General features: G+C 63.7%; 9 protein-coding genes. 5 read left to right on the plus strand and 4 right to left on the minus strand.

Features of this window, described 5'->3' with window-relative positions:
* Complete coding sequence (locus HBNXHr_RS06170) at positions 1–1,512, minus strand: DUF790 family protein (RefSeq protein ID WP_275883562.1); 1,512 nt, start codon at positions 1,510–1,512, stop codon at positions 1–3.
* A 57-nt stretch (positions 1,513–1,569) separates the two neighbouring features.
* Positions 1,570–2,919 carry a DEAD/DEAH box helicase family protein gene (locus HBNXHr_RS06175; protein WP_275883563.1) on the minus strand — a complete coding sequence of 450 codons (1,350 nt, stop codon included), beginning with the start codon at positions 2,917–2,919 and terminating at the stop codon, positions 1,570–1,572.
* Positions 2,920–3,029: 110 nt separating this feature from the next.
* Here HBNXHr_RS06175 and grpE point away from each other — a divergent pair, with 110 nt between their 5' ends.
* The 4 genes from grpE to HBNXHr_RS06195 all read left to right on the plus strand — a co-directional run bounded on the left by grpE (position 3,030) and on the right by HBNXHr_RS06195 (position 7,923).
* Complete coding sequence (gene grpE / locus HBNXHr_RS06180) at positions 3,030–3,722, plus strand: nucleotide exchange factor GrpE (RefSeq protein WP_275883564.1); 693 nt, start codon at positions 3,030–3,032, stop codon at positions 3,720–3,722.
* A gap of 159 nt (positions 3,723–3,881) precedes the next feature.
* Positions 3,882–5,816, plus strand: coding sequence for a molecular chaperone DnaK (gene dnaK / locus HBNXHr_RS06185; RefSeq protein WP_275883565.1), 1,935 nt, complete (start codon positions 3,882–3,884; stop codon positions 5,814–5,816).
* A 205-nt stretch (positions 5,817–6,021) separates the two neighbouring features.
* On the plus strand, positions 6,022–6,822 hold the full coding sequence (locus HBNXHr_RS06190) for an aldo/keto reductase (RefSeq protein WP_275883566.1): 801 nt from the start codon (positions 6,022–6,024) through the stop codon (positions 6,820–6,822).
* A 66-nt stretch (positions 6,823–6,888) separates the two neighbouring features.
* A complete protein-coding gene (locus tag HBNXHr_RS06195; RefSeq protein WP_275740454.1) occupies positions 6,889–7,923 on the plus strand; it encodes a phosphate uptake regulator PhoU in 1,035 nt (344 codons plus the stop codon).
* Positions 7,924–8,014: 91 nt separating this feature from the next.
* Here HBNXHr_RS06195 and uvrA read toward each other — a convergent pair whose 3' ends face one another.
* Complete coding sequence (uvrA, locus tag HBNXHr_RS06200) at positions 8,015–10,990, minus strand: excinuclease ABC subunit UvrA (protein WP_275883567.1); 2,976 nt, start codon at positions 10,988–10,990, stop codon at positions 8,015–8,017.
* Positions 10,991–11,121: 131 nt separating this feature from the next.
* On the opposite strand from uvrA, the gene HBNXHr_RS06205 reads away from it, so the two are divergent.
* Positions 11,122–11,877 (plus strand): bacteriorhodopsin, encoded by a 756-nt coding sequence (locus HBNXHr_RS06205; RefSeq protein ID WP_275883568.1) that lies wholly within the window; start codon positions 11,122–11,124, stop codon positions 11,875–11,877.
* Between the two features lie 88 nt (positions 11,878–11,965).
* Here the strand turns inward: HBNXHr_RS06205 and HBNXHr_RS06210 are convergent, their stop codons facing one another.
* Positions 11,966–12,724 carry a lycopene cyclase domain-containing protein gene (locus tag HBNXHr_RS06210; RefSeq protein ID WP_275883569.1) on the minus strand — a complete coding sequence of 253 codons (759 nt, stop codon included), beginning with the start codon at positions 12,722–12,724 and terminating at the stop codon, positions 11,966–11,968.
* Between the last annotated feature and the right edge of the window lie 156 nt (positions 12,725–12,880).

The raw sequence follows: 12,880 nt of genomic DNA on the forward strand, positions 1-12,880 counted from the left end.
TCACTCGGATTGCCGCTTGCGGATCACGCCGCCACCCAACCCCTCCCATTCGACGCGATAGCCTAGCCGGGAGAGCGCGGCGCTGGCGTCGTCGATTCCGTACTCGTCGAGGACTTCCTCGGCCTCGGCAAGCGTCATCCCGGGTTCGATCCGCTGAGCCAGATCAGCAAGAACCGATGGCCGGACCAGCGTCCGGCCGACCCGCTCGTGGGCGGGAAAGTCGACCGTCTCGACGGCGTCCTCGCTTACCCCGTGAGTCTCGGCCAGTTCTGCGAGCGTGAGCACGTCGGCCTCGGGTTCGAGTTCCGCCGGCAGGTCGGCCGCATTTGCGGCGACGAGGTCGGCCTCGTAGCGCCGGAGTGCGTCCCGGATGTCCTTCACCCGGACCGAACCTGTGTAAGAGATCGCCCGGTGATCACGCGCCTCGATCGCCTCGCCGACGCCGAGACTCTCGTCGTAGGCGACGAGCAATTCGACGCCCTCGATCGCGTCGAACTGAGCAAGCTTCTTCTCGACGTATTCCGGCGTCCAAAAGCCCATGATCTCGAAGAACACCCGAAAGTCGCCGTGGCGGTACTCGAACGCGAAGTCCGGGATGGCGACGCTCGCGCCGGCTTCGAGGGGTTCGGGTTCGCGGACCAGTTCCCACGGCAGATCGAGCGACGCGAAGCGGGTCGCGAAGTCGGCCTCGACGTCGCTGTCGTAGGTCGGCTCGACGACCGGCTCGACGTCGGGGACCGAGACGTCGGCGTCGGTGAGCGTCATCGTTCGCTCGCGACCGTCGTCGTCGATCGTCGCCTCGAGTCGCCACTCCGCAGTTTTGGCCACGCTCCGCAGGAGTCGGGCGAACTGAGTGCCGTACCGTCGTGTCGACTCGAACAAGGCGTCGGGCCCTGTCACGTGGAGCTCTCGCGTCCCGTCGCCCGTCCGTTCGACCTCGTAGAGAAGTCCGAAGCGTTTGACAGCGCTGACAAGCGCCGTCGGATCCGACGAGCGGATCCGGACTGCCGTCGCGTCGAACAGCGCCGTCCCCGCCAGCGAGAGATTGTACTGTTCGAGCAGCGCTGTCGGCGTCCATCCCCGGTCGATTGCTGCGAGAATCTGCCGCGCCTCGAGATCGGCGTACAGCGACGACGCGACGGCGTCGCGGTCGCTTCCGAGTCGATCGGCGGCCTGCCTGAGTGCCTGCTCGCGTTCGTCCTCGGTGACCACACCGACCGATTCGGCCGCCTCGAAGGTCGCCCGGCGTGCCCGCGCTGGCGGGAGGGGTGCTCGCGTCTCGAAGGTGGCGTCGCGCTCGAGGAGTTTGGCGAACCCGCGGACGAGTTTGAAGTCGTCGCTATCACGCTCTAGGTCGGTCAACGCCGCGGTGAGTGCCTCGCGGCGCTCGCCGACGTGGCCCTGAAAGACGCCGATCACCCGCGCTGCGAGGTCCCGGTGCTCTTCGTCGACAAACTGTGGCTGGTAGCCGCCGCCAGCCCGGGAGACGCGCAGCAGGTCCTTGCTCAGCACAGGGATAACTCGGTCGGTGGGAGACGAAAAGCCACCGGTGGATCGCACTGACTGCGCCTATCGTCGCCGACTCGCGACGCGCTCCTCGGTGGTGTCGGCACAGACAACCTCGTACAGGAGCGCGCGGCCGCCGTCCTCGCTCGGCCGAAGAATTCGGCCCAGCCGCTGGGTGAACTCCCGCTGGCTGCCGCTGCCAGCAAGCAGAATCGCCACGTTCGCGTCGGGAACGTCGATCCCCTCGTCGAGGACGTTCGCCGTGATCACCGTCGAGTAGACCCCAGTCCGGAAGCCTCGCAGGATTTCCGTGCGTTCGTCGGTCGCCGTCTCGTGGGTGATCGCCGGCCGGAGGAACCGCTCGGAGAGGCGATAGACGAAGTCCGTCGAGGCGGTGAACACGAGCACCCGGTCGTCTGCGTGGCGCTCGAGCAGTTCCGCGAGGACGTCGACCTTGCGCTCGGCCGTCCGGACGATCGAGCGGGCCCGCTCCTTGGCGAGCAGGGCTTCCCGGGCCGCCGGGTCCGTCCCCGACCGGATGACGAGTTGCTGGTAGTCCGCGCCGCTGTGCATGTCGATGTTCGAGCGGGCGAGGTAGTCAGTGAAGGTTTCCTGATCGCGTTCGTAGGCGGCCCGCTCGTCCTCGGTGAGCGGGACTTCGAGGCGTTTGATATCGTACGGTGCGAGGTGCTCGCCGGCCAGCTCATCAGGATCGAGGCGATAGACGACATTGCCGATCAACTCGGCGACGGCCTCGTGGGCACCGTCCGGGCGCTCGAAGGTCGCCGTCAGTCCCATTCGTGCGGGCGCAGCGAGCAGTCTGGCAATATCGCGGTATCCCTGGCCACCGAGGTGATGCACCTCGTCGAAGATGACGAGGCCGAAGCGATCGCCGATTTCGTCGGCCCGGAGATACGCCGAGTCGTAGGTGGCGACGGTCAGGGGTTCGAGTCGCTGCTCACCACCGCCGAGTTGTCCGATCGGGACGTCGAACTCCCGCTGTAGCTCCCCGCGCCATTGCTCCAGCAGGTCGATCGTCGGGACGACTACGAGCGTGGGCGTCCCCAGCGCTTCGATCGCGGCGATGCCGATGACGGTCTTCCCGCTTCCGGTTGGGAGTTCGAGGACACCACGGCCGTCGGCCTCGCGCCAGGCCGCGAGGGCTTCCCGCTGGTAAGACCTGAGCTCGTAGGTCGAATCGAGGTCGAGCGTGGGGCGGTCGAGGACCTCGTCGTCGACTGTCGCGCCCGTCGCCTCGATGGCGTCACGGACCGCCGAATATCGATAGCCGGGTGCTCGCCAGGTCTTCGAGCGCTCGTCGGACTCGACGTCTGGAAGGGATTTGGCTGCCTCCGCATCCAGTCCCTCGATACGGATGGTCCCGTCTTCGTACGCCAGGGTGACCTGAGCCACGACTCGTGGTCAGCCCGCGCTGGCCTAAAGGGTATGCCTGGAGTGAGGAGTTCCGACCCCGTCTCTCGGCTTTCTCAACCCTTTTATCCACGAACCAGCATCTATGAGATATGACTGAGACCGAGCAGGACGGCGATTCAGCCGTGACGGCGGACGGTTCGGAGGGCAAGGAAGCGACCGACGAGCAGATCGCCGCTCTCCGCGAGGAGCAACTCGAAACGGTCCGGGAGACCGACGCCGAGGAACTCGCCGACGAACTCGCAGCGCAGCGACTCGAAATCGAACAACTCGAGGCAGCACTCGCCGATCTCGAAGCGACGGTCGAGCAAAAAGACGAGGAGATAGAGGACCTGACGAGCCGACTCAAGCGCAAGCAGGCTGACTTCCAGAACTACAAGAAACGGATGAAAGAGAAGCGCGAGGACGAGAAACAACGGGCCACCGAGGATCTCGTCGAGCGACTGCTCGATGTCCGAGACAATCTGCAGCGAGCGCTCGATCAGGACGACGTCGCTGATCTCCGGGACGGCGTGGAGTCGACGCTCCGACAGTTCGAGACCGAACTCGATCGCGAGAACGTCGAGCCGATCGAACCCGAGCCCGGCGACGAGGTCGATCCCGAGCGCCACGAGGTACTGGTGCGGATGGACAGTTCACAGCCGGAGGGGACGATCGCCGAGGTTCACCGCGCAGGCTACGAGATGGCAGGGAAAGTGATCCGGACGGCACAGGTTGCTGTCAGTGACGGGGCATCCGCTGTCGCGGACGCCATGACGGATGAGACCGAATCGAACGGGAACTGACTGCCGCCGGAGACCTGTTGATCACTACTTCAATATAAAGCCCTCGACTGCGTCCATTATCCGACAGCAAAACCGCAGGACGTAACGCGATCCGTCTGAGCCGTTCGTTCGCGCTATCTAGTAATGTTTAACCGGGACAAGCCGGTACGTAGACACAACATGGCGAGCAACAAGATTCTCGGTATCGACCTTGGAACGACCAACTCGGCGTTCGCGGTCATGGAGGGTGGCGACCCGGAGATCATCGTCAACAGCGAGGGCGAACGAACCACGCCCTCGGTCGTGGCGTTCGACGACGGCGAGCAACTCGTCGGCAAGCCGGCGAAAAACCAGGCCGTCAAGAACCCTGACGAGACGATTCAGTCGATCAAACGCCACATGGGCGAGGAGGACTACACCGTTTCCCTCGACGGCGAGGAGTACACGCCCGAGCAGGTCTCGGCGATGATCCTCCAGAAGATCAAACGCGACGCCGAGGAGTATCTGGGCGACGAGATCGAAAAGGCCGTCATCACGGTGCCGGCGTACTTCAACGACCGCCAGCGCCAGGCCACGAAGGACGCCGGCGAGATCGCCGGCTTCGAAGTCGAGCGCATCGTCAACGAGCCGACGGCGGCCTCGATGGCCTACGGCCTCGACGACGAGTCAGACCAGACGGTCCTCGTCTACGACCTCGGTGGCGGGACGTTCGACGTCTCGATTCTCGACCTCGGTGGCGGCGTCTACGAAGTCGTCGCAACCAACGGTGACAACGATCTCGGTGGCGACGACTGGGACCGGGCGATCATCGACTGGCTCGCCGAGGACTTCGAAGACGAGCATGGCATCGACCTGCGAGAGGATCGCCAGGCGCTCCAGCGGCTGAAAGACGCGGCCGAGGAAGCCAAGGTCGAACTCTCCTCCCGGAAGGAGACCGAGATCAACCTGCCATTTATCACCTCTACTGACGACGGTCCGGTCCACCTGGAGACGGACATCACCCGCGCGAAGTTCGAGAGCCTGACGAGTGACCTGATCGAGCGCACCGTCGAGCCGACCGAGCAGGCCCTTGAGGACGCCGACTACTCGAAGTCCGACATCGACGAGGTGCTGCTCGTGGGCGGGTCGACCCGCATGCCCCAGGTTCAGGAGAAGGTCGAGGAACTCACCGGCCAGGAACCGAAGAAGAACGTCAATCCCGACGAGGCCGTCGCGCTGGGCGCGGCCATCCAGGGTGGCGTCCTCTCGGGCGACGTCGACGACATCGTCCTGCTCGACGTGACGCCCCTCAGCCTCGGTGTCGAGGTCAAGGGCGGCCTCTTCGAGCGACTCATCGAGAAAAACACGACGATCCCGACCGAGGAATCGAAGATCTTCACGACCGCCGCGGCCAATCAGACGTCGGTCCAGATCCGCGTCTTCCAGGGCGAACGCGAGATCGCCGAGGAGAACGAACTGCTGGGAGCCTTCATGCTCCAGGGCATCCCGCCGGCTCCGGCCGGGACGCCCCAGATCGAGGTCACCTTCTCGATCGACGAGAACGGCATCGTCAACGTCAGCGCCGAGGACCAGGGCTCGGGTAACTCCGAGGAGATCACCATCGAGGGTGGCGTCGGCCTGAGCGACGAGGAGATCGAGGAGATGCAGCAGGAAGCCGAGGAACACGCCGAAGAGGACCAGCAGCGCCGCGAGCGTATCGAGGCGCGCAACGAAGCCGAGAGTGCCATCCAACGCGCTGAAACGCTGCTGGAGGAAAACGAGGATGCCGTCGACGACGACCTCCGTGAGGACATCGAGTCCGAGATCGAGGCCATAGAGGAAGTCCTCGAGGACGACGACGCCACCACGGAAGACTACGAAGAAGCGACCGAGAGCCTGACCGAAGCCCTCCAGGAGATCGGCAAACAAATGTACGACCAGGCTGGCGCTGAAGGTGCTGCAGGCGCTGGTGCGGCCGGTGCAGGTGCCGGCGGCATGGGCGGCATGGGCGGTGCCGGTCCCGCAGGCGGTGCCGGTCCCGCCGGTGGGCCGGGCGGCGCTGGCGACGAAGCCGGCGAGGAGTACGTCGACGCCGACTTCGAAGAGGTCCAAGACGAAGACGACGACGAGGAGTAACACGAGTCGGGTCGTCTTCGTCTTGGGCTCGCGAATCTCCGATTCGCGGTGTCTCGAAGTCCAAGCGTAGCGAGGACTTCGATAGACGACGAGGAGTAACACGCGTCGATCTGCCGAGACGGCAGTTCGCCACGGCTGTGACTTGTGACGTGATTTCTCACCCCAAACAGTAACCCCCATACGTCCCGGTCGCGAAGGGATTTTCATGACGGATCTACCCGATATCGGACTCGGAACCTGGCAGAACGAGGATCCCGAGCAGTGTGCCGACAGTGTCGCGACAGCCCTCGAAATGGGGTATCGGCATATCGACACGGCAGAGATATACGGCAACGAGGAGGCTGTCGGCGAGGGGCTGGCACGAGCGGACGTCGACCGCGAGGAGGTTTTCCTTGCGACGAAGGTCCACGGTGAGTCGACCAGTCTCAGCTACGACGGCGTGATCGAGACGGCCCACAACAGCCTCGACCGACTCGGCGTCGAGGCCGTCGATCTACTGTACGTTCACTGGCCGACTGGCGATTACGATCCCGAGGAGACCCTGTCGGCGTTCGAGGAACTCCATGAGGAGGGTGTCACCGAGCGTATCGGCGTCTCCAACTTCGAGCCTTCGACCGTCGAGCGTGCACTCGACATCCTCGATGCGCCGCTGTTCGCGAATCAGGTCGAGATGCATCCCCTCCTCCAACAGGAGGAACTGCTCGCTCATGCTGAGGAACACGACTATCACCTCGTCGCGTACTCACCACTTTCCCGGGGCGATGTCTTCGACGTCCCCGAGATCACGGAGATCGCCGAGAAACACGACGTGAGCGAGGCCCAGGTCAGCCTGGCCTGGGTGCGCGAGAAGGGGGCCTATCCGATCCCGAAGGCTACCAGCGAGACACACATCCGGGACAACTTCGAGAGCCTTGCCCTCGAACTCGACGACGAAGACGTCGCGGCCATCGACGACATCGATCGCGAAACGCGCCACATCGACTACCAGGCCGCTCCCTGGCATTAGTCTTGGTCGGTGGTTCTCCCCTGGAATATTCATAAACTTAAGGTAGCGAGCCATCCTAGGACACATATGGATACGAGAAAGGTCCAGCAACTCGGACCCTCGACGCTCGCGATGACGCTGCCGGCGGAGTGGACGACGGAGACAGATGTCGAGAAGGGTGACGAGATTTCCATCCGGATCGGTGACAAAGGGACGTTGACTGTACTCCCCGAGTCCGTCCAGTCCGGGGACACCGAAGCGACGATCTACGTTTCCGAACTTGACGCCGACGCCGTCGAACGGGCGATCGTCGCCCAGTACGTCCTCGGTCGACAGGTGATCCATGTCGAAGCCGAAGGGTCGGACACACTCGATAGCTCCCACATCAACGCGGTCTACAACGCCGAGACCCAACTGATGGGGCTGGGCGTGATCGAGGAGACGCCCGAACGCATCACCGTCCGGTGTTCGGTCGATCCCGGCGACTTCACTCTCAACAATTTGCTCGAACGTCTCGAGAGCACCGGCAGTACGATGCGAAACGAGGCGATCCGGGCACTCGCACACGGGAATCCGGACCTGGCCCAGCGGGCCTTGAACCGGGAGCGACAGGCCAACAAGATCTTCGTGTTGCTCCTCAGACTCATCTTCACAGCCCACCAGAACCCCAACGTCGCGCGCGGAATCGGGCTCGACGATGCGTTCCCGCTGATCGGCTATCGGTCGGTCGCGAAGAACCTCGAACTGGCTGCTGACAACGCCGAGGACATCGCTGACATCGCGCTCGAAGCGGAAGGCCACAGTCTCGATGTCGACGCGGGAACCATGGATCGGATCCGTGACATGGTCGAGAAAGTCGACGAAATTTCCGAACAGGCCGTTCGAGCCGCGGTCGAGCGGGATTACACCGCCGCCAACGAGGCACGCTCACAGTTCCGTGTGATCGACGAGCAGGGGGCTGACCTCCTCGAAGGTCTCGAGGAGATGCCCAACCAAAAGCTGCTGGCGATCCGGGAGGTGCTGGTCGCTCTGCAGGATACGGCGCAGTATTCGGTTCGGAACGCCGAGATCGCGACGAACCTCGCACTCAACGAGGAATCCGGACACATCACGCTCGAGTGAGACACCGTGTTCCGGACCGATCCGGGACCGTCTCGCACGGGTGCATTTGCCGTGTGATTACGGTGTAGTACGCTGTATACGCGACGGTCGATCAGTCGTCAGCAGCGGGCGGAGCGGACTGTTCTCGATCGGCGCGTGGGCCCTCCCTGTCGACTGCTGGCAACAGATCTCGCAAGTACTGCCCGGTGTATGATCCGTCCGTTCGGGCCACCCTCTCTGGTGTGCCCGCCGCGACGATCTCGCCGCCGTTCTCGCCGCCTTCCGGACCGAGGTCGATGATCCGGTCCGCGTTCTTCACGAGGTCGAGTTCGTGTTCGATCACGACGACCGTGTTCCCGTCCTCGGTAAGTCGGTGGAGCACGTCGATCAACTTGCGTTCGTCCTCGGGATGGAGTCCCGTCGTCGGTTCGTCGAGGAGATACAGCGTCTCGCCGGAATCTTTCTTCCCGAGTTCCTCGGCGAGTTTCACCCGCTGGGCCTCCCCACCGGACAGCGTCGTCGAGGGCTGGCCGAGTTTCATGTAGCCCAACCCGACGTCTCTGAGCAGTTCGAGTCGACGACGAATCCCCGGGTGACTCTCGAAGAACTCGTAGGCTTCCGAGACGGTCATCTCCAGAACGTCTGCGATCGTCTTGCCCTTGTAGGTAACGTCCAGCGTCTCGGCGTTGTAGCGGTCGCCGCCACACTCCTCGCAGGGTACTTCGACGTTGCTGAGGAAGTTCATGTCGATCGTGACGGTCCCCTGCCCGCCGCAGGCTTCACACCGCCCACCTTTGACGTTGAAGGAGAAACGCCCCTTCTCGTAGCCCCGTTGTTTCGCCAGTTTGGTCTCGGCGAACAGTTCCCGGATGTGATCGAAGACGTCCGTGTACGTCGCCGGGTTCGAGCGCGGGGTGCGTCCGATCGGCGACTGGTCGATGAGTCGGACCGTCTCGATCCGCTCGATGCCGTCGATCGCGTCGTGCTCGCCGGGATTGACGCTCGTGTTGTCGTTCATCTCGCGAGCCAGGCCCTTATAAAGGACGTCGTGCATCAGCGTCGACTTGCCCGACCCCGAGACGCCGGTGATCGCAGTGAACGTCCCCAGCGGGATGTCCACGTCGAGGTCCGCTAGATTGTGCTGACGGGCACCACGGATCGTCAGCGTTCCCTCGGGCTCCCGGCGCTCCTCGGGCACCGGGATCGACCGCTCGCCCGCCAGGTACTCGCCGGTGACGGATTCGTCGCTGTCGATGACGGCCTCGAGTGGGCCGTTGACCACGATCTCGCCGCCCTGTTTACCCGGCCCTGGCCCCATGTCGACGATGTTGTCCGCCCGGCGCATCGTCGCGGTGTCGTGTTCGACAACGAGCAGGGTATTGCCCAGGTCCCGGAGCTCAGCCAGGGTGTTCAAAAGCCGATCGTTGTCCCGCTGGTGGAGTCCGATCGAGGGCTCGTCCAGGACGTAGAGCACGCCCACGAGTCCCGAGCCGATCTGGGTCGCCAGGCGGATGCGCTGGCTCTCACCACCCGACAGCGTTGAGGCCTCCCGATCGAGGGTGAGATACGCCAGGCCGACCTCCTGCATGAACCCGAGCCTCGCGCGGATCTCCTTCAAGACCTCCGTCGCGATGGTGGCGTCCCGTTCGCTCATCCCCGCCTCCATCCCCTCGAAGTGTTCGAGGGCGTCGCCGATCGACAGCTCGTTGACCGCGGTGATCGAGGTGTCGTCGACGAGGACGGCCCGCGATTCGGCCTTGAGTCGCGTCCCCTCACAGTTCGGACACGTCGTCGTGGCCATGAACTCCTCGATGTGCTCGCGGGCGCGATCGGAGTCCGTCTCGACGTGGCGGCGTTCGAGATTCGGGATCACGCCCTCGAAGCGCTCGGTCTTCTCACGGGTGCCGTTCTTGGTCTGCCACTGGAAGTGGACCCGGTCGTCCGTGCCGTAGAGGAACTGTCGGCGGATCTCCGGATCGAGTTCTTCGAAGGGCGTCTCCAGATCGACATCGAAGTGCTCGGCGACGTTGTCGAGTTGCCGGGAGTAGTACGTCCGGTCGTAACTCCAGGGCTCGAAGACGTGCTTGAGTGGCTTTTCGGGATCGGTGATCACCAGATCCTCGCTGACCTCCTTGGTCTCGCCGAGTCCCTCACATTCCGGACAGGCACCATGCGGGGAGTTAAACGAAAAGCTCCGGGTCTCGATCTCGCTGATGTCGATGCCACAGTGCGTACAGGCCAGGTCCTCGGAGAACTCGACGACGAGGCGGTCGTCGCGGGCGTCTCCGTCGTCGGAATCCGCTTCGTCGGCCAGATCGCCAGTCGAGCGAGCGCTCGCCCCACCCAACTCTGTGCCCTCGGGCGGATCGGGAACGATGACTTTGAGAATCCCGTGGGCTTCCTCGAGGGCGGTCTCGACGGAGTCGGTGATCCGCGAGCGGGCGTCCGGGGCGACCTGTACGCGGTCGACGATCACGTCGATCGTGTGGTCGTAGTTCTCGTCGAGATCCGGGCGATCCAGCGTCAGATCGTATTCCTCGCCGTCGACCTCGACACGGCTGTAGCCCTCGCCGACGAGTTCGTCGAAGCGGTCCTCGAAGGCCCCCTTCTGGTCGCGGACGATCGGCGCGGCGATCTTGAGTTTCGTCCCTTCCGGCAGTTCGAGGATCCGGGAGACCATGTTCTCGGCGCTCTGTTCGCCGACTTCGCGGCCACACTCGGGACAGTGTGGCGTCCCGACGCGGGCGTACAGCAGGCGGAGGTAGTCGTGCAGTTCAGTGACCGTCCCGACCGTCGATCGGGGGTTGTTGGCGGCGTTCTTCTGGTCGATCGAGATCGCCGGGGACAGTCCTTCGACCGATTCGACCTGTGGCTTGTCCATCTGCCCGAGGAAGTTCCGCGCGTAGGCCGACAGCGACTCGATGTATCGGCGCTGGCCTTCGGCGTAGATCGTCTCGAACGCGAGTGAGGATTTCCCCGACCCTGAGAGGCCGGTGACGACCGTCAGCTCCTCGCGTGGGATCTCACAATCGACGTCCTTGAGGTTGTGCTGTTCGGCCCCGCGGACCTCGATGACGTCCTTGCTCATTCGATGAATTCCACGGTCCGGATCGGTGAAACCCTGTCGGTCCGTGCCCCGTCAATGGATAGCGGCATTTCTTACCGAATGGGTTTGGTACGAACGTTACCCGAGTCCCGAGCGAACATATAGCTTGTAGCATGGCAGACTTAACCACAATTTCGTTGTGGGCAGGCACGGCAGGAATGTTCCTGGGAATGCTGTATTTCATCGCGACAGGATGGAACGTACGGGATTCCCGGCGAAAGAAATTCTACGTCGTCACGACGTTCATCGCGGCGATCGCCTTCGTCAACTACCTGGCGATGGCGACGGGGTTCGGGAAGCTCCCGATCGAAGTCATCGAAAATATCCTGGGGACAGAGTTCGGTAGCGGCGTCCCCGAGGAGATCTACTGGCCGCGATACACCGACTGGATCCTGACGACGCCGCTGTTGTTGTACGACATCGCGTTGCTCGCGGGCGCTGACCGTAACACGATCAGTACACTTGTTGGACTCGATGTGTTGATGATCCTCACCGGCGTCGTCGCGACGCTGACGTTCACCGGCGGGGCCGGGCTGGAAGTCGAGGGCGCTCGCATCCTCTGGTGGGGCGTCTCCACCGGCTTCCTCCTGGTGTTGCTGTACTTCCTGTTCTCGACGCTGACGGCAAAAGCCAACGAGTTGTCGGCTGACACACAGCGTACGTTCAAACTCCTTCGGAACATGATCGCCGTCCTCTGGCTGGTCTACCCGATCTGGTGGATCGTCGGCACTGAGGGGCTCGGCGCTATCGGGATCGGTCCGGAGACGGCTGGTTTCGCCGTGCTCGACGTGACCGCGAAGGTGATCTTCGGGATCATCCTGCTGCGGAGTCACGACGTCCTCGACGAGGGCGCTCCGTCGGCGAGCTAAACTGCACAGTCATCGACTGACAGTCGCGTCGCGGATTTTTCTGACACACGTCGGTTGTGCACACAACTGTACCGGGTGGCGATTCCGTTTATTCGACCCGTTCGACGGTCGTATCGATGACGTCCGTCACGGCGGGCAGCGCGTCGCGTTCGACGACCCACCCCAAGAGGACCAGCCCCTGAACGAGAAACGCGTTCGTCACGAGAAAGAACAGGGCCTCCTCGACTGGCAACCCCAGGAGCGCGAGCCCCGTCGTCCGATCCGGCGAGAACGTCCACAGTCCGAGTTCGATCGCCAGTCGATCGGCGGCCCAGAGATACGCTGTCGGCAGCGCGATCGCGAGCGTGACTGTCCGACGCGCCCGAACGAGGATCGGCCAGCCGAATCCCCACTGGAGGGCGAGGACCGGGGCCGCCCACACCAGAATCGCACCCAGATACGTCCCGGACGGGACCAACAGGACGGCGAGTCCGATCATGCCGACCAGCCCGCCGGCGAGGACGCCGACCAGCCGCTGTCTTCGGGTGACCGACCCACGCCCGTCCGGGACGTCGACGAGCGTCGTCCACAGTCCAGTCAGCACCGTCTGGGTGAGGATGAACAACAGCTCCTCGTACGGGACAACGCCCAGTTGGCCAAGTAGCGTCGATCCGTACTCCCAGACGCCGATCCGGATCAACTGGCCGTCCCACGGAACGGTATACACCAGTGCGACACCCGCAAGCAGCCCCGTCCCGAACAGCTGGGCCGGCCGAAAGCGCCGGCTCACAGCCAGCACCCCCGCCAGGATCGCGACCGGCACGACCACGAACGCCATCACGAACGACAGATACGTGATCGGTGCCATCACGGCCCTCCGGATCGATTCCCCAGCACACCGCCGCCCGTCATCCAGAGACCACTGTCCGGTCGTGTGTCCTCCCGAATGTCGATTTTGACGGTCATTCCTAGGACATACGCGGGCAAGCCGACTCAAAGCGATACCTATTGTATTGGGGTGAGC

The organism is Halorhabdus sp. BNX81 (assembly GCF_029229925.1).
Lineage (GTDB): Archaea > Halobacteriota > Halobacteria > Halobacteriales > Haloarculaceae > Halorhabdus.